Raw genomic sequence first — 25,960 nt, 5'->3', positions numbered from 1 at the left:
TGGCGCGATAGAGTCAGGTTTTTTTAGAAGAGCCAGTTGCCTTCCTGATTCTCAAGCTTATGTCATAAGGCATGCTAACCGTTAGCCATCTCTCAAAAGCATACCGTAAGCGCAAGGTATTGGACGACGTGTCCTTCACTATGGGCGCGGGCGAGCGAGTAGCTCTCATGGGGCCTTCCGGATCTGGTAAGTCCACATTACTCAATTGTATTTCCGGTTTAGATGCCCCGGATGAAGGCTCAATCCAACTCAACGGACAGGACATCGTTCAGCTAAGCTCAGACGATAAAACCCTACTGCGCCGCAAAACGATAGGTTCAATTTTTCAATTCTTTCATTTGCTCCCATCCATGACTGCAGTGGAAAACGTTTGTCTTCCACTACAGCTGAATGGCTTTTCCAAAAAAGATCAATTGGAGCGAGCAGAGAAGATGTTGGAACAAGTCGGCGTTTACAATCGCGCCCATGCCTTCCCACGGGAAATGAGCGGAGGAGAAATGCAACGCGTTGCCATAGCACGCGCCTTGGTCGTCGAACCCACTCTGTTGTTAGCCGACGAACCCACAGGAAACCTGGATGCTGAAAATGGAGACCGAGTATTGGATCTCTTGGAACGGCTGTCCGAACAGCACCAAGTGGCCTTACTGCTGGTAACCCATCAACCCGAGACAACGCGGATCTGCCATCGAAACTTGCACATGACGGATGGGAAGCTCAGCGCAAAGAACACGCCGACCCAAAATCCATCTTCCTGAAGTGAATCCAGCACTATCAGTACGGTCTTTTCTTACACTTTGGATGAGGACCAGCTTTCGTCACTGGGCAAGACACAAAGTGCAATTTACTATCCTAGTTGCCATTCTAGCCTTGGGTGTCGCTTCTTTTCTTTCTATCCGCATGGCCAATCGAGCGGCTATTCAAGGATTTCGTGGATTCACCGAATCCATCACAGGAAGCTCCGACCTAACATTGAATGCTCAAGGTGACCGCTTCTTGACCAATTGGTTACCAGAAGTTAGATCCGCACTGCAGGAGTATCCCATAGAAATAGCTCCTGTATTGGAAATCCAAGCACGCATTCAAGGTACTCAACTTAAAGCCACTGACTTAGGGTTCCCCATCACTATTATCGGCATTGATGTCGTGGGCATCTCCAACGTACAATACGCTGGAAATGGTGGCCGACTCCTGAACACCGAAAGCATCCAAAAAGGCTACGATTTATTCGAAGTCATCAGCGAGCCTCGCTCTATTTTTATCTCCTCCGGATTGGCTGAACAATTTTCCGTAGAGAGCGGAGACTCCATATCCGTTTTGATAAATGATCGAGTAACAAACCTGAACATCCGGGGCATCCTACCGGCCAACCGTTTGGGCGTAGAGATGCCAGCAAGCTTAACTGTCATGGATCTACCAGCAGCCATGGACCTCCTCCGTGATAATGAAGCAGTTACACGGGTTGAGCTAATACTTGAATCGGAGAAAGCCGTTCGATTGACACAAATACAATCTATAGAATCTAAATTAAGGAACATGGCAGCGGGTCGCTGGAATGTAACCTCCCCTCAAGGCGAACAGAAATCAAATGCCATGATGACCTCCGCTTTCAGGCTTAACCTGGCCATTCTTTCCCTCATCTCGCTTCTCGTAGGTATTTACCTCATCACCCAGTCAATGGATGCGGCCGTTATTCAAAGAAGAAAGGAGATGGGCATTCTCAGGGCACTGGGCGTACTGCCGTCTCAGATTCGCAACCTTTGGTTGATCGACTTGTTTGTGTTTGGCTTCCTTGGGAGTTTACTGGGGATTCTATTGGGATGGCTTGCAGCTCAATCGGTAGTTGTAGGCATTGCAAGGACCGTCAATGCGCTCTATCTAAACAGCACAGCCACGAGCGCCCAATTGAATATGAGCGACTGTGCCTACGGTCTTCTACTTGGATTTGTAGGAAGCTTGATAGCGGGATTGTTTCCTTTGTCTGTGGCCAATCAGATACAACCCTCCAAAATCCTGGCTAGTGGCCGTCAGGAAATTAGTCGCAGTCGATTTCCTTTCCAACGCTTAGGATGGGGTCTCCTGTTAATGGGTTTTGCAATGTCTCAATTTCCCGCTATCCAATTCACTGCGAATAGCCCACTCCCCGTGTTCGGCTATATTACGGCTTTTACTTGGCTGATCGGCGGTTCGCTAGTACTTGCGGGATTGATGGCTCCCGTTGGACGCGTCTTGCGACGGGCATTTGCATTTTCCATCGGAGGAAATCTTGGTTTTGGAAAACTGAGGACTCCTGGCAATCGTCACCGATTGGCTGTGTCGGGATTATTCATAGCCGTGGGCATGGCCGCCAGTATGACCATACTTGTCGGAAGTTTCGAGGCCACCGTTCTTGGCTGGATGAATAATCGATTCCAGGCAGATCTCTATGTGTCCAATAAGGCCTTCACAGGAGGAAGCTCTACCCAGTATGTGAGCGAAGAAACGGTCAATGAACTCACACAGGTTGATGAGATCGCTGAAGTTTCACCTTCCCGGTATTTGAACATCCAATACAAAGGCCGCCCTGTCTTCTTAGTGGGATTTAAAAGCAAATTAATGGGGAGCCATGAGTCCTTCCTTTGGATCAACGAACCTCTGCCCATTGAACAGATACCCGCTGAAGCTGATTCCTGGGTGATCAGCAATGAGGCCTTTCAATACCGATTTGGACACGAAGTCGGGGATCTCATTTCTATCCCAACTCCCTTAGGAGATAAACGACTATGGATTCGAGGCGTTAAAGCCGACTATGGTAGCGACCGTGGTAGCATCTTGATCGACGAAGCAGACATGCGCGCCTGGTACGGCACACGAGATTATTCCAATCTCAGTTTATATCTAAAACCCGACCGCGATGCAGATTACCTGGCCATACAACTAAGCGAACGATACCCGCATCTAGCCATAAGAGAGCAAGAATCTCTTCTGAAGAATGCGATTCGCATCTTTAACGAAACCTTTGCTGTGACCTACGCTTTGCGTCTGCTGGGGTTGTTTGTTGCGGTCGTGGGGTTGGCGCTGGCATTAATGAATATCCTTAAGGAAGACGCAGCAAGCTTGGCGACGCTCAATGGACTGGGTGTTCGGCGAAAAGAACGGGCGTCCATTACCGCTTGTGAAGGCTTGGGCATGACCTTGATCGCCAGCATGGGTGGGATCCTCCTAAGCTTAGGACTCGGCTGGCTATTAGTCTATGTCATCAACCGTCAATCCTTTGGCTGGACTCTCCAGTACACCATTCCTTGGCCCAGCATCCTTGGCTTGGGCATTATATTACTCCTACTGGGCTTTGCTGTCAGCTGGCTCGTCGGTTGGTTTAACGGAAACACCAAACCCCTGCAGGAAGAATGAAGGCAGGCGTTTCTTTAAATTACCTCTGGATGGCTTTTATCTATTTCTGTTGCAGCCATGCCTGGGCAGCGGTTCCAGAATTCACAACGGAGGGATTTCGCGTGCCACAACCAGGGACAACGCTCGAGTTTCCCCGCGATCACGGAAGTCATCCAGACTACAAAATCGAGTGGTGGTATCTCACGGGACACCTGCAATCCAATGATCAAAGAACCTTTGGTTTCCAAGCCACATTCTTTCGCTTTGCCGCGCCCCTGAAACGAGCACCTTCAGCAAGCGCTGCCTTTGGAAGTAACCAACTGTTTTCATCTCAGGTAGCCCTCACAGATATAGAAGGAAATCGTTTTCTTTTCGATGAACGTTTAGATCGCAATGGCTGGGACGCTTCAGCATCCACTGAAGGCTTGGGACTCCGGCATGGTCCATGGACACTCGAGATGATAGATACCACGTCGGAGCAAATGCAGCTTCAGTTTCACATTGGAAGCCAGGCACAATTGGATTTAGAATTACTCCCAGCAAAGCCCAAAGTAATCTTTGGTGAAGATGGAACTTCACGCAAAGGCACGGCTCAAACCGCCCGGAGTTATTACATCACTTTTCCCAGGCTCAAAGCAACCGGCACCCTAGCGCTTGACCGGAAGCAATTGGAAGTCACCGGAGAAGCATGGATGGATCACGAAATTGCCAGCCAGCAACTCAGTGCAGACTTACAGGGTTGGGACTGGACGGCGATTCAACTCAATGACGGTCGCGAAATTAAAGCCTACATCCTGAGACAAGAAGATGGCACTGCATCCCCTTTCTCACGCTTCATATGGATTGGTAAGGACGGTGAGACCCATTACGCCGGCCCAGAATCCTTCACATGGGAGCGCGTCAGCACCTGGCAGAGTCCAGAGAAGGATGCCACCTACCCGACCACGGTTAGGCTTAGCACCATCGACCCAGAAAGCGGTCAAAGGATTTCCCTGACACTTACTCCCAAACTCGATAACCAGGAAGTCCGTGGAGAGCTCAACGGAACCTATTACTGGGAAGGAGCTTGCGAGGTCCAAAACCCTGAAGGGATAAGCTTGGGACAAGCCTACCTTGAATTAGCAGGTTATCATGATTCTCTTGGAAATAAATTGCGGTAAATAATCAAGGGACTGCTTTCTATTTGTCCACATCCTCGGATTAAACTCCCCTAGGTATATGCCTTCATCTATCGCATTGCTCCGCGGCATCAATGTCAGCGGTAAAAACAAGATCTTCATGGCGGACTTAAAGGATCTTTTTATAAACTTGGGCTGCGAATCGGTTGCGACCTATTTGCAAAGCGGTAATGTGGTGTACCAATCAACAACGGCTATTTCTGCGAAAGATATCCAGTCTGCTATATCAAAGCAATTCGGGCTGGAGGTTCCCGTTCTAATACTCGCGGCTGATCGATTAAAGACGCTTATCCAGAACAATCCATTCCTCGAAGATGGAGCCAATACTGCCCATTGCTATGTCACCTTTCCTTGGGAGTCGCCTGATGAAGAGACCGCCTCAAACGGCACCCTACCCGCCAATGAAACAGGCCGCTTTTCGCTTAAGGACGATCTCATCTATATTTGCTGCCCCGATGGTTATGGTCGGACCAAGATCCACAATTTATTTTTTGAGAAGAAGCTCCAATTATTGGCTACCACACGTAACTGGAAAACCGTGAACGCCCTGTTGGAATTGAGTAAACAATAAATATCTTTAACAGAAGGTAACAAAGGTCTCTAGACATTCCTCCGTTACCCTAGGTGCCTTTTGTTCAAACAACCAAGTCCCTCGCCTCTCGCTTCTCGCCCTTCGCCCCGTTCAATATACCATTGTAAGCTCCGATTAATTTCTCAGCCTTGCACAATACAAACGCCATGTCGGAAGATCCCTTAAACGAACCCATCATTCAAAGCACCATTGTTCGCATGAACAAGGACGGTGCGGTTGAGACTGAACATGACCACATTGCCGTCGAAGAGCCGTTGGAAATTCGCATTGGAAATAAACCTTTTGTAGTCACCATGCGTACGCCGGGGCATGACGAAGATCTCGCTGTTGGATTCCTAGTGACTGAAGGCATAATCAAGAAGCGATCTGATATCAAACAACTCAGCCGCTGCCCCACCTCTCCTACACCCGACAACACTTTACGAGTCGACCTGATACAAGACGCGATACCTGAAGGCGTTAAATCCAATCGACACGGTGCAATTGCAGCGAGTTGTGGCGTGTGCGGAAAAGCATCCATCGACGTCATCCAAAATCAATTTCCCCCGAGTGATAGTTCTTTTCAATTCAATCGCCAAACGCTCATCGAATTGCCCGACAAGCTAAGAGAATCACAAACCGTTTTCGATCAAACGGGCGGACTTCACTCTGCCGGACTATTCGACCTGGAAGGCAATCTTCTCTTCCAGCGTGAAGACGTTGGACGCCACAACGCCTTGGACAAAGTCATCGGCCACGCTTTTCTCAACGACCTCTGGCCACTCGACGAGCATGTGCTCATGGTGAGCGGGCGTGTGGCATTCGAGATTATGCAGAAAGCTCTCGCAGCTCACATCGGCCTGGTCGCCGCTGTTTCTGCCCCGTCATCCCTGGCCATTTCTTTCGCCCTGGAAAGCGGCCAAACACTGGTTGGCTTTCTCCGCAACGGAAAGTTTAATGTCTACTCGCATCCGCAGCGGATTGGCTGACTATTCATGTCTATTCTATTAAAACAGAACCCTACATGAGCGATCAGCACATAAAGGCCATAATGGAACTCCGTAAGCGAGATGCGGAGGCTGCTAAGTCGGAGGACTTTGAGACGCTGCGCTCCATCATGTCTGACGACGCGGTTATGTTGCCTCCAGGCGGTAAGCGTCTGGAAGGAAAGTCTGCTATCGATGAGGCATTTGGGTCTTCAATACAAAAGGGAAACAAGATGATTTTATTTCGCTCCCTGAAGAGAAAGTGACCAATTGTGCCTTTGCCGGCGAAGACTTCAACACCCTCTACATAACTACCCAGCAGGGGCTATTTGTGGCGAAGCGTTAATACAGGCTATAGGGCTTCACTCCATTAATTCAGCCAAGGTGCGTATCCTGACATAGTCAGAGCAGGCTCATTGGCTTTCTTCATTTCTTCCTTGAGAGCCTGCGTCATCGATTCCCGGATACGCTTATAAGCTTTATGATCATAGAAATTGATCAGCTCATCCGGGTCTTTTTTGAGATCGAATAGCCAAGGCGAATCCTGATTGGAGAGCACCAGCTTGTAATCATCTGATACGGCAGCGACCCACGGCGGACTCATCGTCGTAGCCCGAATATATGCGATATGATCTTCATCTACCACCTGCTTGCTATTCTCAAACCAATCTGAGCGGTCTCTACCTTGCGTGCCAGGAAGCTCATCTTCGATTCCCAGCATCGATAGAAATGTGGGGCCCACATCAACCGAAGTCATAACCGAATGAATAACCTTGCCTGCCTTTACCTGTTTCGGGCTCTTCACAAGAAAAGGCACTTTCGCAGACCCTTCAAAGGGCACACCTTTGTTGTGGCGACGGTGTTCACCCATGAGGTCTCCATGATCGGAAGTCAGTACCACGATGGTGTCATCTTCCAGTCCTAGTTTATCCAGCTCGGCAATCAGTCGGCCGATATTGTCATCGATACACTCAATCATACCAAAGATGGCTGCGAATTGGTCCTGGTTGATTTCACGATTTTTAATGTAGTTATTCCCTGAAAAACTACTCCACCCAGGTGCTTCCTCCTCGGTCTTGAACATAGTCTTCGGCGCTTCAAATTTGAGTCCTTTATATTTATCCCAGTAAGGTTCGCGCACCGTGTTGGGGCCATGAGGGTCTGGAAGACTCAGCATCACGCAAAATGGATCGTCCTGGTTCTTTCGGATGAAATCCAAAGTGCGATCCATAAGAAAATCTGTGGCGTAGGATTTTTCATCTGCATCGCCAACTTGGTAACCGGGTATACCATCTCTTCCCTTGGGTGCGTCCACCTTTGCTCCATCATGCGTTTCGGCAAACTTCTTATAATGGCCACGGTTGAACATGAAACGATTATCTGCCCAACCAAAATTGCGCTCAGGCTCCCACTGCGGCTTCCCTACACCGTCCAAATGCCATTTGCCGATATAGCTGGTGGCGTAGCCATTGTCGCCAAGGATATCTGCGATGGTCGTCATATGACCGTGCATCGGGATATCATTAGTGGGCACTCCGGTCAGGTGAGGCATCAAGCCAGTGACAAAGGCAGCTCTTGAAGGTGAGCATACAGGAGAAGATACGTAGAAACTGGTGAGGAGTGCACCTTCGTCAGCCAACGCATCCATATGTGGCGTATCTACTTTAACCCCCTTGCCCCATACGAAGGCCTGATCTTCTGACAGATGCTCTCGATAACATCCCAGCGTCCGGAAATTATGCTCGTCCGTCATGACGATAACCAAGTTGGTTTTTGCAAGAAGACTGAAGGACGGGAGAAGAAAGAAGAGAAAGAGATGGAGATAGATGCGCATGAGAAACGGTGTCAGTTGTCAGGTGTCAGTATAGCGCAGTCGTTGTGTAGATCGTTGTGGATGTTGAAATTTAGAGCGAGTGAAAGAAATCATGAATCCATGCCTGAACACTGACACCCGACGCCTTTACACTCCGAACATAAGGACGATTACTTCCTCGCTGCCCAAAGGAACCCCTGGGTCAGGAGGTTAATAAACACTGGATCGCGGAAGGTATCGTCGGAGTGACCATAAGTCGTTCCAAATACGCGGGTACCTTCAAAATCGTTTACCCAAATAACCGGGTGAGCTTTGCCGTCTTTCTCACTGACAGAGCTAGCAAGTGAAGTCGCGCCAGGCCAAAGCTTTTCTATGATGTAAAGCTCATCCATGGGAGTGACCCAATCTTTGGGTGTCCCCTTAAGAGCTGGATGGTTTGGTTTTTCCAGCTTTACGGCATAATTACTTTTGTGGTCGTGGCGCTTGCTCGTCACTCCGAGAAACTTTCGCCAATCATTCGCGTCAATATCACGATAAGTATGCATGGCACAATGAATGACTATCGCAGGTGTTCCAGCATTCTTGTGACCGTCAGATACCGTCTGGATGTAAGATTCATCAGTCACCTGAGCAAAACACTCGTTATGAATAACGATATCGTAAGGCTTGGCCCAATTGGGATCTGCATAAAATTCTGAATGGTGATCTTTGCTCGTGCCGCCCTCGTGCAGGATGGTCCAATTGACATCGACCTCTTTGCTGATGCCTTCCGTCATAGCACTCGTTTGGAAGTGATAGTTATGGCAGCAGCCACCGGTTATAATCAGAGCCTTGATCGGCTTTTTGCCATGGTGATCAGCCAATACGGTGAGAGCCGAACCACTTGAGATTACGGTGAAAAGTAGAATGCGAAGTAACTTCATAGGTGTAGATTTTAAGTTCTTGGCTGAAGCTAGCAGTCCAAATAAGATTTGCATAGGAAAAGTTTTAGGTGATTAACCACTGATAGCATTGATGAACACTGATTCAATAGGCTCGAGAAACAGGCTCCGAATCACTCAATGGGTCTAAAGTACAGCATGAAAGTATCAGTGTAAATCGGTACTATCAGTGGTTTAACTTTGATAAATTCCCGGATTATTAATTAACGCTACTTACTGGGCGAAACCGTGTAGACCTTCTCAACCCCTTCAATCAGGCCTCTTTCCCGTAGTTCAGGAAGAAGGGTATTAACCCAGATTTCACTTTCATAAAAACCAGCACGCTGTTTAGCCATATTAGCCTTACTGGAATACTGCCGGCTCCATACAAAGAGGTTCTCGTCTCCCATAGTGCGATAGGCACTCAGAATCTTGATACCCGCCTTTTCTTGCGGCTCTACCAGTTTGTCGTGAAAGAAACGTTCCCACTCATCCATTTTTCCCTCGGGAATCTTATAGACACGCACCTCAATAATCGGACCTTCGTGATGTGCAGCGGAAAGAAAGAGACCGCCAAAAATTAGTTTTATAAAAACCAGGAGTAACAATGAGCGTAACTGTAATTTCATACTGAGAAGGTGCCTACTTTTCTGCCCAATGGCAATGACCGATCCTAAACAAACAAATTCATTAACCTGCCAACATGCAGCGTTAACCAAAAAAAGATGGCCCCTACGCAGACATAGGGGCCACCTCGAACCAAACTAGAACTCAGAATAAATATTAGAAACTGAAGGTGTTGGTTAGAAACAAGGTCTTCTGCTGCGAATTGCGAATAACGGCGATGTTTCCATCTGGGTTGATCGCGACCGGAATCGGATCATTGTCACCAAACGCATTGCGGAAGTTGAACTGAAACTTCCAATCGATCTTGTCATCCCAGATAGGCGACGATAGCTGAAGAAGATATCCCCATTCAACTGTTCAGGTCCCAAGAACGGACTCGCCAGGTCAGGAATGACTTGTCCATCCGAGCTAAAGATATTGGGATATCCAATTGCATTGCGGTCTTGCCAACGAACACCACCCCCTGCCGTAAAGCCCTGAAGCAGGCCATCGGCGAAATTACCAAGCGCACCATTGGATTCGATATTCAGTGCATAAGGGAGAATTTCCTCCATGGTGGTTGCCCCGGTATCTTCAAATAATTGAGAAGTAATCACCTGAATAGCCGATCCAACATCGCGGAGAGGCGTTTTGAGACGACTACCAGCAAGCGTGTTGGTTGCCTGGTGACCAACGGAATCACCTTCTTCAATGGTGAAGGGTGATAAAGTGACGGTATCGTCCTCGTCTTCGTTTTGGGCAAAAGCGAAGAGAGGAACAGTCAGCAAAATGCCGACGAAGAGGGAGGGGATTCGGAATAATTTCCTGTTCATTTTGTTCTGTTTGGGGTTTGGGGTAAGGTCTCAGTCGACCGTTTATTGAGGTTTAGCAAAAAGCGAATACCAATGTACACGCAGCAATTGCGTCTCATTGATGAGGACCACTTTGGAGGAGGTCTGCTAGGGTATCATGGGGAAATAAGGAGGAGAGGAAAGAGATAGGCTAAATAAGTAAATACTACCTACAGGGGATGAACAAACATTAAAAGCAACTCCTAGATGCGTCAAGAAATTTCTATTCGTTAAAGCGGTGAGATTGCTTTAATTTAACACCCTAGTTAGCGGTAATTAATGTTAAGAGAAACTACTACCAATCCAAACGACTCCACCCTCAGAGCAATTAGATAAGCCCATTCGTTAATTTTGAAAACAGCTTCACCCCACGGGTAATAATAAATACATGATCCTACCTGGGGCCGTGACGATTTATTTCAGAAGCGACATTAGATTCCCCGGGGGTTTCACCACGAAACGACTGATCTTCAAAAATCCTCAATCCAGTTTCGTTGTGAAATTGATCTTCCGATATACGATCCGGATTGGAGTCACCCGTTTCAAGCCGCCATACTTTGAGCACACCTGACAAGGCTCGCTGCACCCCCTTGTGTTTGCCGTCCTCTATCAAATTGTGCAACTGATGGGGATCATCCTGAAACCGATAGAGCTCAGCCGCTGGTCGCGGTGCTAAGAACACATCTTTCTGGGCATCACTCAAGCCATTCGCTTTATGCGTTTCTAATAACTGTACAAATGACGGAGATCTCACCGAGTCAGCCGGCCCCTGCCACGCGGACTCGGTTCTATAGTTCTCGATGTACAACCATTGATTGGTTCGAATGCTTCTGGCAAGTGCTTCATAGTCATGCCAATTGTGCTCCGAGAAAACATACTGTCTTATGTCTGTTTGGATATTTTGAAATAAAGGAAGCAGACTCACCCCTTGAAACGTTTCATTGGGCTCTGCATCGGCGACATCCAGAAATGTGGGTGCGAAATCAATGACACTCACCAGACTATCACAGGTACCCGGATCACTAATACCATCTGGCCAATGCGCGACCAAAGCGGTCTTCATCCCAGAATCATGCAGGCGGGTTTTAGCTCGCGGAAAAGGTCTGCCGTTATCCGCCAAAACCAAGATCAGCGTCTCATCTAATACCTCTTGCTCTTCCAGTTCCTTGACGACTTCCCCTATGAAGTAATCGAACCGTGTTATCTCATTATAGTAACTCGCCAGGTCCTGACGAGTCTCTGGCGTATCAAGCAGGAAGGGAGGTACTGTTACATCCGACAATCCAGTCATGGGGCCATAAAGCTCTTCTACCCACTCATCGTCTGCCTCCCATTGACGATGGGCATCGTAAGCAGCAAACCAAAAGAAAAACGGCTGATCGTCAGGACGTGCCCGTGTGATATCGACCCAATTGGCCTCCCCGCCTCGATTACCTTCCACACGTCCTCCATCATGGTGATCCCAAAATTCCTCATGCGTAGCATCCTCACGCTTCATGTGGTCCTTGCCCGACAAAGCCGTGTAGTAGCCCTCGTATTGCAGTAGTTCAGGAATCCAAGGCAGGTGATCTGCGATAGGCAGATGCAGTTCTGCGGCCTTGCCATTGTTGTGAGGATAGCGACCTGTGATAATACTGGCACGGCTTGGGCTACAACTACTGGCCGTTAGGTAGGCATTGGTGAACTTAATGCCATTTGCTGCCAGCGCATCGATATTGGGTGTGCGCACTCCGTCGTTGCCGTAACAGCCGTAGTCATTCCAACTCACATCATCAGCAATGAAGACGATGATGTTGGGTTGACCCTGGGCAGACAGGCCTAAGGCCAAGATAAAAAAGCAAAATGAAAAAAGACTAGGTAGAGGTCGAAGGGACATAAATTTCTATTGGAACTGAAATTACACCATCGATCTAGCCAAAACTTAAGAAATTGAGCCAACTCCTTGGCAAAAGCTTAGCGAAGACCTCTCTTCAACTTTCCAAATATTCTTTCAAAGCATTCGCCTGATTATGAACAGTATCTCTAGCTGAGTATAATAGTGTTACCACTTCCTTAAGCTTTATGAGATTTAGAAACTCAATAACCAGCTCGGGCTGAGAATCTAGATCAACGAAATACCGTTTCTTAAATTCATTCCAACGAGCAGGATCATGCTTAAACTCTTTCCTCAGCTCAGTACTGGGAGCTATATTTTTAAACCAGATAGCTTCACCTAATTTCTCCTTCGATATACCTCGTGGCCAAATGCGGTCGACTAAGACACAGTAGCCATCTTCAGGGACTATGCCTTCGTAAATACGTTTGGTTAGAATGCGCGTCACAAGCATTGGTGCCTACTAAATGCGATTCCTTTCAGGATATTCCATTCGGCAGCAAGCTACCTCCTACACTTCGTTTCGCATATCTAAATGCAGGAGGTAGCTTGCTGCCGATAATGAGTGGACTAAGAATACCTTTAATCAACTAATCCAAAGAATCCATTCCGCCCGCGATCTTCTTCAATGTAGCAAGAAGCTGTTTAGGATCATCCGCTCCAGTGGAATCCGGCTTGAATGCAAGAAGAGCTATCACTTCTTCCATATCTCCCGTCCCGCCATTAAGACGCAAGAGCTTCCCCGTCGCTTTCACTCGCCTTGCGGGTGCGTCTCCCTCTTCCAGCCACTTCGGCCAGAGTCGTATATATTCAGAACCAGCTTTTGCAAAGACCTCGATATCATCTACGGTTGGGATGAGCCCTAACTGTTTGGCTTCAGGAAGCAGATTTCTAAAACGAATAGCCTGGGCTAAACTGCGCACACCGATCAAAGTCTTGCTAGGTTCCCCGTGTTTACAGATCACATCTGCAACCTGGCGATCATAGACTTCACCCTGCTCTTTCAAGTCCAGTAAAAGATCAATCTTTCCGCGACACAGTTGAGCCACTTCAATTAAAGAGGGAATCCTTTCGTTCCGATAGGTTTTATCGAACCAGGAACCCACATCCAACTGTTGCAACTCTTCGAGGGTTAACTCGTTTGCCGGACCCGTCCCATTTGAAGTCCGGCCAAGGTAGCGTCGTGTAGAATAAACAACTTTCCATCCTTGCTCGTGCGCAAATCGACCTCGGTTGCGGTAGCACCCACTTCGATGGCTCGTTTGGTTGCAGTGATCATGCATTCCGGACGTTCCGCACTGGCACCGCGATGAGCAATGATTTGAGTTAAATTGCCGACTGCGATCGCTAGATCCTCATTCTTACCAACTGAGTCCAAACAAGACATCAACAGAATCAAAAGAAAGTATCGGCTCATGAGTCAGTTCGCTGGTTCTCGTAAACTTTGTTTTCCAGTAATTGATTAATTAGTGAAACTCTTGTTTTTCTCAGCCAGCCTGGCTCGCATGTGCTCCAATACTTTAGCGTGATTTGGGAAAGCAACGAGGTTTATAAACTCATCCGGATCGTTCACTTGATCGTAGAGTTCCTCTTTTCCATCTGCCCAATAATTATAGCGGAAATGTTTGGTCTTAATGGATTCACCCATCCTCTGCCTATTACCCACGACCGTGTAGGCTTCATCATGCCCCACCCCACTTTCTGGATCGTTCATCAATGCGGTCAGGCTTATGCCGTCCAGGTTTGAAGGCACTTTGTCAGAGACACCAGTGAGCTCAGCGATAGTGGGATACAGATCAACCAGTTCTACCAACTCATCGGTGCTCTGACCTGCGGTTGACTCAAATCCGGGAGCCGAGATCAGCAACGGGACACGAGCACTATTTTCAAATAAACTCCCTTTCTGCCACATCGTGTGATGGCCTAAATTGTAACCATGATCCGAAGTAAAGATGACAACCGTGTTCTTGCGTATATCCAAAAGGTCCAGGGTATCCAACAAACGACCTACCTGCTCATCCATGAAGGACACACTGGCGTAGTAGGCGGCAAGTGATTGTTTCTGCTGAAGATCACTCATACCGTACTTTAGATCGTTTGCATTGGTGGCGGCCAAGGCAGGAATATCATCCAGGTCTCCTTTAGGCACATAAGGTAACACCGACTCCTCCTCAGGGTATTCATCAAACCAGGATTTTGGAGCCACGAGCGGCACATGTGGACGCACAAACCCTACTGCCAAAAAGAAGGGCTCATCATGGCGAAGAAAACGTGAGTGGTCTCCTCCTCGGGCTCTTGTTTCAAGAATGGCGATCGCATGGTCAGCGGCAAGAATGTCTGCCTGGGTCTGAATACTATCATCCGGCACAATGATGCGTGCAAAATTGGAGCCATAGTGTTTACGTTTAGGTGACAGTAGTTCCAACGTTCCCGGACTGGCTGTCTCTGGTGCCATCACATCAAACGCACGATCCCAAGAATCAGGTTCATCTCCACCGGGCTCGCCCGCTTCAATGCCACCCGGAACTCCCATGTGGTAAATCTTGGATACACGCAGTGAGACATAACCGTTGGTTCGCAGGAGTTCGCCGATACTAGGATGACTAGCCAAGGCTGGATTGAGTGCCTTATAGCTTCCGAGCGTGTAATTATTTCCCAATACTTTGTTACGCTTGGGGTATAGCCCGCTCATGAAAGACGCTCGGGAAGGACCACAGACCGGATACTGACAATACGCCTTGTTAAATTGCACTCCTTCACTAGCCAGACGATCGAGATTGGGAGTCTGACAAACTTCATTGCCGTACGACCCAAGACAGGCAGTAAGGTCGTCACTGACAATGAAGAGGACATTGGGTCGATCATTCGCGTATAAGCCGGCCGAACAAAGCAAGACAACCAATAGCAAACGAAGACAGCATAAGCGGGTAATCAAAGACATAGTTTCAAAGGGTAGTTTCCCCGATGATTACAGATAGCCCAGACAGCTCAAGATTGAATCAAGCGGTAAATCAGCAAAGCAGCTCGTTTGATCTGATCTCCAAAGGTGTTGAGATCGATAAACTCATCTAATGAATGCGCACCCCCACCCATGGCTCCCAGTCCATCCAAAGCGTCCACATAGTCTGCAATAAAGGAAATATCTGCCGCACCTCGCTCCAGAGGATTATATAAATCCTGAGTAGGTAGACCCAAATCAAGACTCACTTGATTCATCTGATCGAGCAACCCACGATTCCCTTCCGTCGGAGCCATGGCAGGATAGCCATCAGAAAAGGTAATCGTGGCCGAAGTATGAGGCAGGTGACGACTGACAATTTCCCTCATCTGCTCCCTTGCGCTTTTCAATTGCGCTTCCGAAACATAACGAAGTCCGCCCGATGCCACCGCTGTCTCTGCAACCACATTAAATTTGCCATAGGCCTTGCTGAACCCCTCGGCCTCGTCCGTTTCGATGTCGCTGCCTCCAGCAATCAATCCTGGGTTCAAGGTTAAATACTCTTCGCCCGATAGTTCCTCATAAAAGGCATTCAAGATACGACTTAGCTCAAAGACCGCCCCGGCTCCGACATCTTCACTAAAGATCGTAGATGAATGCGCTCGTTTGCCTTGAACTTCCAGCTTCCAAAAGGACGCACCCCGACGGGACACAACTGCCTTACTACCATCTCCTGCGCCCTCGAAGCCGAGGGCGATGTCGCTTCGTTTCGCAGCCTCCACCAACTCCTTTCGCGTTTCCTCAAGGGGACTGCCGGGATTTTCTTCGTCTCCCGTAAAAGCAACAATGATTTGAGCATCACTCAGAAGCCTCAGCTCGCTCAACGCCTTCAATGCATAGACGATAATCACGTCTCCGCCTTTCATATCTTCACCACCCGGCGCTCGCCACCGACCGTCCTCTTTTTGCTCCATTTTCTGAAACGGACTATCACTGGGATACACGGTATCAAGGTGTCCTATGAGCAGGAGGCGTTTACCTTTGTCACCCAGGGTTTCCGCAAAAAGATGGCCAGACCGATTGACTTGAGATTTGTCATACCACCGCGTCTGCAAACCTAGGGAATCAAACACTTCTGAGAACATGTCGCCCACCTGAAGAACCCCCTCAAAATTCATGGTGCCGCTGTTGGTGTCTATGACGCGTCTTAGGAATGACAATGCCTCGTCGCGGTTACGATCAATCGCAGCCACGATGTCGGACTCTATACCCGTTAGCGGTGATTTGTTATCCATGGCGGTGTTCTTAGGATTATTGGACGGGACGGTTAGACCTCACTCCTCACTACGAATAAATCACACCACTTAACCGCGGCAAACAACTGCTAAATCGTCCACCCTTCGCGATAGGGAGGATGAAGTAAGGCATTCGCTTCGTCGTTGTTTGTAAACTCATACTTCTCCGAATCCCAATAGAGCTTCTGGTCCTTGGCTCGAATGGCGAGCACTCCCAGAAGCACTGTTTCTGTCAGGGCAGCCCCATATTCGAAATTCGAACTGGCCGGATTTCCATCTTTGCAGGCCCGAAGCCAGTCTTCCAAATGCCCTTGTTGCCCACCCTTGACCCGCGGAATGGTTGGTTCCGGACGTTGATAAGACTTCCTGAGGCTCTCCGGATAAAGCTGTAATCCCCCTGCTCCGTGAGATCCGTGTTGAATGACTCCCTTACTCCCAAGGATCAATGCACCGCTATTAAAAAGTTTCACCTCAGGTGGAAGCATCTCCGGTCTCGGTGGAAGGAGTCGACCGTCCGACCAGTGCAGGGTTACTGGCGGTTTATTTCCTCGCGCAGGAAATTGGTAACGACAAATCGACGCTCTGGGATAGGTCTGTGAGGACACCTCCTCTTCCCAATGAGTCGAGGTCGCTTCAATCGTTTCAGGTTGTCCCAGATCAAGCGCCCAGAAAGCAGGGTCGATAATATGGCAGCCCATATCTCCCAGGGAGCCCGTGCCAAAGTCCAACCAAGCCCTCCACTTCAATGGATGATAATCCGGATGATAAGGACGGTACTGGGCAGGGCCTAACCACAAATCCCAATCCATATTCGCCGGCACAGGAGGGGTTTCACTCGATTTCCCTTTTACTGCGAAAGTCGACCAAGGAGCGCCACCAACTGGACGATCCGTCCACGCATACACCTCCGTCACGTCGCCAATCACACCGTCATCCAGCCATTCCTTCAGAAGTCGTATGTGTTCCGATGAGTGCCCCTGATTACCCATCTGAGTCTGGAGATTGTGACGCCGAGATTCTTTGAGAAGTATCTGTGATTCTTTGACGGTGTGTGTAAGGGGTTTTTGCAGAAACACATGTTTGCCCGCCTGTAACGCAGCCATACCAATCACCGCATGGGTGTGATCAGGCGTAGCAATCACCACCGCATCAATGTCCTTCTGCTTTTCCAGCATGACACGGTAGTCGGTATACATCTTAGCCTGGGAGTATTTTTCGAAAACAGGTGCTGCGTAGTCATGGTCTACGTCACATAGCGCGACGATGTTCTCCGTCTTGCAGTGGCTCAGGTTGCCATTCCCCATTCCACCAATTCCAATCCCGGCAATATTGAGCTTCTCACTGGCCGCCGTGTGACCCGCACCACCCAGGATGTTTCGTGGGACAATTTGAAAAAGACCAAAGGCCGACGACGCAGCCACAAATTTACGTCTACTGATGGGGTGATTCATCGCAACAGGATGCGCTTTACATTGGTTCCAGCCAAGGAAAAGACAGCAAGAAGCGGAAAATTTCCTCTGCTTAGTTCAGTTATGCTACCCGTTCCCGATCTCCGTCATCTCCGGTCAAGTAATCGGTATTTAGTAATGCATCGACCGTTTGCTTACGCTTCACACGATCCTTCTGTTCCCGCCTCTCCTGACCCAAAGTCGGTGGAAAACGGTAGGAGTAATCTTCGAAGGTAAGGGTTAAGTTCGGATTGTAAAAGGGGTCTTCTCTCAACAGCGATTCCCACTTTCGATGAAAGAACTCTACTTCCTGCTCAAAGACGCGCGTGTCCAACTTGCCACCCCGCGAAGCCGACTCGTGATGATAGAGAACGGCCCGCGGAACCATAAGATTCTTTAGCCCCGCCTGCATGCACTTTAAACCAAGGTCTACGTCACTAAAGTTTACTTTCAGATTCTCCTCATCAAAACCACCCACGCTGAAGAAATGATCTTTTCGAATAGCCAAGCATGCACCCGTAACCGCAGCAACTCCGCGAGTCAGATTCAGACGGTTTCTTTGTCCTGCTGATCCCATCGGATAGTATCGAAACGCATGCCCTGCCACACCGCTGATTCCATAAACGATTCCCGCGTGCTGCATACAACCTTCCGGGTAGAGAAGCTGGGCGCCAACTGCTCCCACTTCTTCTTCCAACGCCATAACCACCATGTCATGAAGCCAATGGGGAGACTGAACCGTAATATCATTGTTTAGAAAAACCAACACATCACCCCTCGCCTTCTTCGCGGCCAGATTGTTCATGGCCGAGAAGTTGAACGGCTTTTTGTACCGTTGAACCCGGAAGGTTGAGCTCTTGTGCCTCTCCAAAAATTCAATGGTCTCAGGATCATCCGACTGGTTATCGATGACCAGGATCTCAAAATTTCGGTAATGGGTAAAATGGTAGATGGATTCAATGCAGGAGGAAAGCAGATCTAGGCCATTTCGAGTCGGAATAATGATGGAAACTTTTACTTCACCCCCCCTGAATTCACGTATGATGTTCCATTCATGGTGAGGAGTTGGAACCAGGCTACCAACGAGATTATTTCGGAGAATATGATCATTCAACACCATTTCGGACGCTGACCGGACGTAAGATTTCTGATGCACATCCAGAGCGGTTGAACCTTCTGTGATTCGCCAATGATACAACACATAGGGAAGGTGGACAATTTGGGCAGATTCAATCAATGAGGTCGCCCGCAGAGCCAAATCCCAATCCTGGCAACCTTCAACGCCTTCTCGTAATCCACCTGCATCCAAATACAAGGACCGCCTCATGGCATTAAGGTGACAGACGTAGTTCTGACCCTCTAAAAGATAGGGATCCCAATCTGTCTTGAAAAACGGATCCTCTCGCTCGCCTTCCTCCGTCAATTTATCTTCGTCTGAGTAGATAAATTGAGTCTCTGGCTTTTCATTGATCGCTTCGACGATTCTTAGCAAGGCGTCAGAATGTAATTCATCATCGTGGTCCAAAAACGTGATCCAAGATCCAGTAGATAGCTGAAAGGCAGATTCAGTCGCCAAACTGATGTGGCCATTATTTTCACGGTATACGATTTGAATTCTAGGATCCAGTTCTGCTATCTCTGCCAAGGCATCCAAGGTGTCCGATTTTTCGGAAGCATCATCTGAAATACAGAGTTCCCATCGTTCGTACTTCTGTTCCAGCACTGATTCAACCGCCTTTCTAAGAAACTTGGTATCAGAGTCATAAGTGGGCATCAGTATAGAGATAAGAGGTCTGTAATCTAAACGTTGCTTTATAATCTCCCCAACGACCTCAGAAGCTGAAATCAGGTGTTGGTAGCGTTTTCTCCAACGGTCGTAATTATGCCACTTATACTTATAATGGAGGAACTGAGCAAAAGGGACAGTGTCCATAGATTCCTCGGCAAACAGAATCCAATCTCCTCCTTCCAGCATGTATTCAAATTCCAAGCACCCATCCAAATCGAGCTTGGTGACGGGAATTTCAAACCCTGATCGTTTCGCCGTAGAAAATTCTCCTCCGTATTCTTTCCGAACATCAGGGCGCTTTCGGCGTATCTTTGCCTCAAAAATCGAGCCATTCGATTTCAAGCGAACTGCCTCAATCGGTTGGTCGTCCAGACGGAAACACCAGCCGACGATCATGTACTCGTAACCATAGGGTCTCCCCACTTTTGCGTGATCAACCCTATATTTAACCCCGCTGGTGTCCTCTTTAATCGTCTGAGTCAACGTACGATAGGCTTTAAAGTCCGACAAAAACCCAAAACGAAACTCAACCCACTTTCCCTCCGCATTCAGATAATCAAATGCCATGAATGGATCTCCCACTACACGCTGAATCGCGATCTCAAACCCTGTGTTTAAACTGTGGGCGGTATTTGGATGCTGTTTTTCCACATCTGGCCGAGGAAGCGTACACTTACCTTCAACGATTTTGTCGCAGAACCGTACTCGAACTCCGTTCACTGCATTTGAACTTTTCAAATCCACTATCCAGCCAAACAACTTTTTCTTGTATGGACTCGCCACATCATGGAAGCACCCTTCGACGACATTTCTGATCTTATCATTTTTCAGGTCAGATAAATTATGAATGCCAATCGGGTGCTCATAAAATACTTTGGGTAAGTACTCTACTGAACCTTCCCAGCAAAGCACCGTATATTTGCCATCCACCTCACAATATATCCTTATGAAATTATGCTTACTATCGTTGGGCAACTCTACTGATATTCCACTGAAGCGAGCTGCGTCTGAAGTCGGCAACTGAGCCGCAACATCTGACCTTTCAATCCCCGATACAAGTTCCAGTTCCTGGGAATCGCTGTATATGCTGACCTTGGTAATACTAAACTTATCTCGCGGAACAATCCAACCGGTCAGTAGCCGGGTCGAGGAGTGACTATGAATGAGAATCTCCTCCAAAGTAAGCGAACAGGGATGCAATAAATCGGGCGTTAATTCTTTAACTCTCAAATCCTTAATAAAATACCAACGCTTTCGACCTTCAAATTTTACATCGAAACGAATCTTTGTCTCCGGGCTCTTTTGGAAAAACGTAAGTGAAAACTCCTTCAGCGTAGCATAAGCTTCAGCATCACCTTCCGACCCAGTATTGGATCCTTCCTTCAGGTCGACGGTGATCCTTTTCTTCCCCTTGGTTAGTCGCAGAAACTGAGGAGTTCCAATTGAGGCCACCAGCTTTCCACGCATTGAGTACCTATGATTCCACGGCTGATAACTCGTGTATTCGATATCAAATACACCTTCGTAATATGCGCGAAATGAGAGACTGGTAAGAAGTCGACGAAAAAACCCCATGAAAAAAATCAGCCAGCATAACACCGTTTGTGGTTGATAAATTAAAATGACGTTGAACGAGAGACTTTTAACTAAATGCTTTGAGAAACCGTCTGTAAACAACTGAAACCCTATCGTAACACTCTGTTACCCAGCCGTTAAAAAGATACCCGTCCGTAACAAAGCGGTTAGTTTTCAGCTAACAATTGTATGGGATTTTTTGAATCCCGGACCTCATCCTTGAAGCTCTTTACAAAACCATCATTATTCAGGCAGAGCGAAGGCAATCACCGCGTCACCAGACTTCACCGGCGACTTGGGCCCTCCACCCGCACAGATGACTACATACTGCTTTCCATTCTGCTCAAACACAGCTGGGGTCGCACATCCGGCAAACGGCATTTTAAATTCCCAAAGCACTTCCCCGGTATCTACATCGAAGGCGCGCATCTTTTCATCGGCAGTCGCGCCAATGAATAGAACACCTCCTGCTGTAGCTACAGCGCCACCCCAATTTAGCGTACCGGTATTGCGAATACCCTTTTCAACAAGATCCGGATACTCACCCAATGGAACTTTCCATTTGATCTCTGCGGTATTGAGATCGACCGCTGCCAGACTGCCCCAGGGTGGCTTGATTGCTGGATGGTCGAACTGATCGAAGAATCGGTTGTAACCATTCATCAAATACGTTGTTTTGGTCGGTCGAGCCATGCGGTCCATTGGCTTTTCACTTGGGTCCTTTAAATAGGCCAACAGAGCCTGAATATCTTCCTCGGGAAGATTCTTGTAGGGCGGCATCGTACCTTTCCCCAAGCGAATAGAAGTCAGTAGCTCCTCATCCGTGCGCATGGAGAGATCCTGCAATGAAGGAAACACAGGAGGAGCGCCTTGCAATTCCACACCGTGACAGGCCACGCAGTTCGACTGATACAGCAAACGACCTTTGTTTTCGGGGCTGAGACCGGTATCATCAAGTAAAGTAGTGACCTGCAGCATATCAATGAGGTTAGGCATCTCATTCACATTTACAAAGAGGACCCGACTGTTGGGATCGAAAGACCCACCGCCCCATTCCATGCCACCACTCATACCCGGTAGCATTACCTGCGGGGTCATGCTAAATGGGGTATACATCGGAACGCCCTTATATTTCTCGTAGATCTCACTCACGTAGTCATGAATTTCCGGCGTAACATCGGAAAGCATGTCATCTGTAAATCCTTGCCGAACCAGCGGAGGAGGAACCAAGGGAAATGGCTGGGTCGGCCATGCCTCCTCACCTGGCAAGGTTGAGGCTGGCACGGGACGCTCTTCCACCGGAAAAATGGGTTCACCGGTGTTGCGATCCAGGACAAAGATAAATCCCATTTTCGTCATCTGAACGACCGCATCGCGATTGAATCCGTTCTGATTGATCGTCACCAATATGGGCGATGGCGGATTGTCCATATCCCAGATATCGTGATGCACCGTCTGGTAGTGCCATATGCGCTCACCGGTTCGGGCGTTCAGCGCCAAAACACAATTTGAAAACAGGTTTTGGCCCTTTCGATTGGCACCGTAAAAATCGTAGGTGGCAGAGCCGGTCGCTGCAAAAACCCATCCTCTATCTTCATCAACCGTCAAGCCACCCCAGGGGTTAGCACCGCCATAGGTTTCTCCATCCACAAACTCCCAGGTATCGTACCCCAGTTCACCTTCCTCAGGGATGGTGTTGAACTTCCAACGAAACTCACCGGTGCGAGCATCCCAGGCCCGAATGTGCCCCGGAGATGAGCCAAAGGTTTCACCCGTGCGCATTCCGAGAATATAAAGATCCTCAAAAATCACACCCGGCGTAGTGGCAGATACAGAAACAACCTCTTCGCCTTCAACCAGATTCTCCGAAATATCGACAACCCCAGTTGCGCCAAATTCCTGCACCAATCGCCCAGTCTTGGCCTCGATTGCGTAGAGCGACATTTCCATGGTATAGAATAAACGCCCTTCGCCATCTTCCTCCCAGTAAGTCAAACCCCGGTTCACCACTGAGTAGCCGCCTTTCTTCTGCTCCTCAGTCCGACCATCAAAGTCCCAGATTTCTCGTCCGGTCACGGCGTCCAACGCGATCACCCTGCCCCCCGGAGACACGATGTAGAGGTAACCATCGATCACCAGCGGGTTATTCTGAAACAAGGAACGCTCTGTGTGGTCGCCGGTGTTGAATTGCCAGACAGGCTCCAGCGAGTGGACATTCTCTTTATTGATCTGGTCCAGCTCTGAGTATTGATTCGCCCCCTGATCACCTCGATAAATCCCCCAATCTCGATAGTTGTTATACTCGCTTCGTTTTTGAACGTTTTCAATTTCGCCGCAGCCGACCAGAAATAATGCAAGAAACAGACAGGGAAGTAGAAATTTCATAGATAAACAGAAAATCAGATGAAGTAGAAAGCTGCTCTCATAAATTCACAGGATGCTTTAAAAGTCACGCACAGACCTGAGGAGGATTGACGTTCTATTTGTTCAAGCGGCTCTGAATACTTTGCAAACCCTCCAGGTTCTCCCGGAGCGCCACTTCAACATCCAGGTCATTCTGGTGACCAAGAATACCGACAGGCCCAGTATACCCACTTGTTTGAATGATTCTCAATAATGACTCCTCGTGTTCTCCTTGCCCCAGGGCCAAAATCTTCGGATCCGGAGACGAGTTCATGCCATTGAGATTCAAGCATAACAAGTAGGGCATCATCTGCTGAAGAAGACTTTTAAATCGATCGATATGCTCATGACCATGATGCAGGTTGTAAACGATGCCTACGTGGTCGGCATCCGTTTGAGACCGGAGCCAATCGACGACCGCTATCATGTTTTCCGGTTCACCTCCCCAACTCCCGTGATTGTAGAGGCCAAACTTACTGCCCATTCGTCGGGTTCTTTCGACCAGCGGCAACATCTGCTTCCCGGCCAGCTCTATCCGTTCCTCCTGCGAATCAGCTTCCGGTGATGGCAGGGTTTTCCAGATCTGCGGATGCATGTCGTATTTCTCAAACAAGGCGAAGGCCTCCGGATGTTCATTCCAGAAAGCAAAGTATTCCAATCCATGCTTTTGGTAGGCCAATATCTCCCGCTCAAATTCCGTTACATGCTTCTGCCTCCAATCATAGGCTACTCGTTCGATCCCCAATCGCTCCAACATCGCAGCCCGTTCTTCAGGGCTTCTCTCCTTGGCATCGAACGGAACAATACACCAGGCCACTAGATTGTCCTTACGAAATAATGCATCGTTTTCCTGAGATTTATCCGTGGCCTCGCCACATCCGAAAGAACCAAGCAGCAAAGCAACCAGCGCGAATCGAGTGAAAAATTGTGCCATTAGCTGAATCAAATGAATCTCTTGGTTCTTACCGCAAACGAGGGACTACTGAAGCTTCGGAGAGCGAAGCATTTCTTTGGGTAACTTGCCATTCACCTTTTCTCGATCAACTCCCTGCCCTTCTGAAGGATAGGAGTCCAACGCCTTCTGCAATCGCTTCCGCACAGTACTCAAAGTTCGGCTTTCAGCACCCGGCCGGGAAGGGCTCTTTTCCAACACATCCTTCTGCGTATCGAATAGGTCCCCATTGCCATACAATTTGTAACGCTTATCTCGCGCATAGCGGACCTCCCAATGGTTATACATAGAATCAAACTGCTTCGCATAGGGTCGTGGGAAATAGTAGCCATAAATAAAATCTCTCTTCGTACCTGACTCTCCAATACACTGAGGCCAAAAGCTCCACCCATCACTTTCACGGATTGACTTGGGTTTCAAACCAGCAGCCTCGACCATGGTCGGAAAAAAATCAGAAAACGCGATCAGATCGCTGTTGACCTGACCCACGGGAATGCGGCCGGGAAAATTGGCGATCATCGGGACACGGGTTCCATAATCATGGGTGTAACCTTTTCCTCCCTGAATCTGCCTGCCTTCGAATTCAGAGCTTAGTACCTGGTTGGTCCCATTATCGCTTGTAAAAACGATTAAGGTATTCTCACGCAATCCCAGCTCTTCGAGTGTGTCCACAATCCGACCGACGAGAAAATCGATATATTCAACCATATCGACAAAGTTCTTTTTGTCATCTGTTTCCTCCTGATTCGTACTGTGCGGAGTCGGAGGAAATGGATTGTGAGGCAGTATCAGCGGATTGTATACGAGGAATGGCTCATCCTTATTCTCCCGAATAAAATCCAGAATAAAATCGTTAACAACCGTCGGACCATAGGAACCGTCGGGCAAATCAAGGAGTTTACCATTTTGATCAAGGGATGGATTCCAGTAGCGCGCCCTCTCCGTCAATGGCATATTCCACAAGCAGTAAGTATCGAAACCAGCTTCGGTCGGAGTTATCCCCTTATCTTCCAATAATAGCTGCCACTTTCCCGCCACAGCCGTTTTGTAACCCTGTGATTTGAAATGATTGGCAAATGTGGGCTCCTCTTTTGGATAGACGCCAAAGTTGTAGTAGTTAAACACATTTGACTTTCCCGACATCAGGTTCACCCGACTAGGGGTGCAAAGTGGCGTCGAATGACAATTCTCAAAGCGAATACCCTCGGCGGCGAGTTGATCGAGACGCGGCGTGTGGTATTCCTTGCTACCATAACTGCTGAAACATTCGAAACCTACGTCATCACAAAGAATGAGGATTACGTTCAGTGGCTTCCCGTTTAGCTGGGCCAAGAAAGCCGTAAAAAGAAAAGCTAAAAAAATACGTCCAATATGATTCTTCATTCTCAATGCTCCG

The 25,960-nt window shown here is 48.3% G+C and carries 22 protein-coding genes; 7 read left to right on the top strand and 15 right to left on the bottom strand.

The annotated features are described in order from the left end of the window. Positions 1-71: 71 nt before the first annotated feature. The 7 genes from GA003_08360 to GA003_08330 all read left to right on the top strand — a co-directional run bounded on the left by GA003_08360 (position 72) and on the right by GA003_08330 (position 6,447). Positions 72-755: an ABC transporter ATP-binding protein gene (locus tag GA003_08360; GenBank protein ID QXD29959.1), complete on the top strand. Its 684-nt coding sequence runs from the start codon at positions 72-74 to the stop codon at positions 753-755. A 79-nt stretch (positions 756-834) separates the two neighbouring features. After that, positions 835-3,387: an FtsX-like permease family protein gene (locus GA003_08355; protein QXD29958.1), complete on the top strand. Its 2,553-nt coding sequence runs from the start codon at positions 835-837 to the stop codon at positions 3,385-3,387. Positions 3,388-3,416: 29 nt separating this feature from the next. Then, positions 3,417-4,526, top strand: coding sequence for a carotenoid 1,2-hydratase (locus GA003_08350; GenBank protein ID QXD29957.1), 1,110 nt, complete (start codon positions 3,417-3,419; stop codon positions 4,524-4,526). A gap of 58 nt (positions 4,527-4,584) precedes the next feature. Beyond that, on the top strand, positions 4,585-5,115 hold the full coding sequence (locus GA003_08345) for a DUF1697 domain-containing protein (GenBank protein ID QXD29956.1): 531 nt from the start codon (positions 4,585-4,587) through the stop codon (positions 5,113-5,115). A gap of 167 nt (positions 5,116-5,282) precedes the next feature. Continuing rightward, positions 5,283-6,104, top strand: coding sequence for a formate dehydrogenase accessory sulfurtransferase FdhD (gene fdhD, locus GA003_08340; GenBank protein QXD29955.1), 822 nt, complete (start codon positions 5,283-5,285; stop codon positions 6,102-6,104). Between the two features lie 35 nt (positions 6,105-6,139). Continuing rightward, positions 6,140-6,367, top strand: a complete 228-nt coding sequence (locus tag GA003_08335; GenBank protein QXD29954.1) for a hypothetical protein — start codon at positions 6,140-6,142, stop codon at positions 6,365-6,367. Further along, positions 6,304-6,447: an SMP-30/gluconolactonase/LRE family protein gene (locus GA003_08330; GenBank protein ID QXD30379.1), complete on the top strand. Its 144-nt coding sequence runs from the start codon at positions 6,304-6,306 to the stop codon at positions 6,445-6,447. The genes GA003_08335 and GA003_08330 overlap by 64 nt, the downstream gene beginning before the upstream one ends. 24 nt (positions 6,448-6,471) lie before the next feature. Here the strand turns inward: GA003_08330 and GA003_08325 are convergent, their stop codons facing one another. From GA003_08325 to GA003_08255, 15 genes are all read right to left on the bottom strand, one after another. Then, positions 6,472-7,935, bottom strand: a complete 1,464-nt coding sequence (locus GA003_08325; protein QXD29953.1) for a sulfatase-like hydrolase/transferase — start codon at positions 7,933-7,935, stop codon at positions 6,472-6,474. A 149-nt stretch (positions 7,936-8,084) separates the two neighbouring features. Then, the gene (locus tag GA003_08320; protein ID QXD29952.1) at positions 8,085-8,837 is read right to left on the bottom strand and encodes a ThuA domain-containing protein; all 753 of its coding nucleotides are present in this window, start codon (positions 8,835-8,837) and stop codon (positions 8,085-8,087) included. A 227-nt stretch (positions 8,838-9,064) separates the two neighbouring features. Further along, positions 9,065-9,463, bottom strand: a complete 399-nt coding sequence (locus GA003_08315; protein QXD29951.1) for an NIPSNAP family protein — start codon at positions 9,461-9,463, stop codon at positions 9,065-9,067. A 174-nt stretch (positions 9,464-9,637) separates the two neighbouring features. Beyond that, complete coding sequence (locus GA003_08310; protein ID QXD29950.1) at positions 9,638-10,273, bottom strand: hypothetical protein; 636 nt, start codon at positions 10,271-10,273, stop codon at positions 9,638-9,640. 412 nt (positions 10,274-10,685) lie between these two features. Next, entirely contained in the window at positions 10,686-12,167 is a 1,482-nt protein-coding gene (locus tag GA003_08305) for a sulfatase (protein ID QXD29949.1), read from the bottom strand. Positions 12,168-12,261: 94 nt separating this feature from the next. Beyond that, positions 12,262-12,618 carry a DUF488 family protein gene (locus tag GA003_08300; GenBank protein QXD29948.1) on the bottom strand — a complete coding sequence of 119 codons (357 nt, stop codon included), beginning with the start codon at positions 12,616-12,618 and terminating at the stop codon, positions 12,262-12,264. Between the two features lie 136 nt (positions 12,619-12,754). Beyond that, positions 12,755-13,270, bottom strand: a complete 516-nt coding sequence (locus GA003_08295; protein ID QXD29947.1) for a hypothetical protein — start codon at positions 13,268-13,270, stop codon at positions 12,755-12,757. Between the two features lie 26 nt (positions 13,271-13,296). Further along, positions 13,297-13,581, bottom strand: a complete 285-nt coding sequence (locus GA003_08290) for a glycerophosphodiester phosphodiesterase (protein QXD29946.1) — start codon at positions 13,579-13,581, stop codon at positions 13,297-13,299. A 45-nt stretch (positions 13,582-13,626) separates the two neighbouring features. Continuing rightward, positions 13,627-15,105, bottom strand: coding sequence for a sulfatase (locus tag GA003_08285; GenBank protein QXD29945.1), 1,479 nt, complete (start codon positions 15,103-15,105; stop codon positions 13,627-13,629). A gap of 47 nt (positions 15,106-15,152) precedes the next feature. Further along, positions 15,153-16,397, bottom strand: a complete 1,245-nt coding sequence (locus GA003_08280) for a M20/M25/M40 family metallo-hydrolase (protein QXD29944.1) — start codon at positions 16,395-16,397, stop codon at positions 15,153-15,155. Positions 16,398-16,486: 89 nt separating this feature from the next. Next, positions 16,487-17,848 carry a Gfo/Idh/MocA family oxidoreductase gene (locus tag GA003_08275; GenBank protein QXD29943.1) on the bottom strand — a complete coding sequence of 454 codons (1,362 nt, stop codon included), beginning with the start codon at positions 17,846-17,848 and terminating at the stop codon, positions 16,487-16,489. A 79-nt stretch (positions 17,849-17,927) separates the two neighbouring features. Continuing rightward, on the bottom strand, positions 17,928-21,101 hold the full coding sequence (locus GA003_08270; GenBank protein QXD29942.1) for a glycosyltransferase family 2 protein: 3,174 nt from the start codon (positions 21,099-21,101) through the stop codon (positions 17,928-17,930). 351 nt (positions 21,102-21,452) lie between these two features. Next, positions 21,453-23,594 (bottom strand): PQQ-binding-like beta-propeller repeat protein, encoded by a 2,142-nt coding sequence (locus tag GA003_08265; GenBank protein QXD29941.1) that lies wholly within the window; start codon positions 23,592-23,594, stop codon positions 21,453-21,455. A 94-nt stretch (positions 23,595-23,688) separates the two neighbouring features. Next, positions 23,689-24,546: a hypothetical protein gene (locus GA003_08260; GenBank protein ID QXD29940.1), complete on the bottom strand. Its 858-nt coding sequence runs from the start codon at positions 24,544-24,546 to the stop codon at positions 23,689-23,691. Positions 24,547-24,591: 45 nt separating this feature from the next. Next, entirely contained in the window at positions 24,592-25,947 is a 1,356-nt protein-coding gene (locus GA003_08255; protein QXD29939.1) for a sulfatase-like hydrolase/transferase, read from the bottom strand. Positions 25,948-25,960: the final 13 nt, after the last annotated feature.

This window comes from Opitutia bacterium ISCC 52, from assembly GCA_014529675.2.
GTDB lineage: Bacteria > Verrucomicrobiota > Verrucomicrobiia > Opitutales > UBA2995 > UBA2995.
The sequence above is the reverse complement of the archived record's forward strand: the minus strand, read 5'-3'. Positions and strand labels throughout refer to the sequence as shown.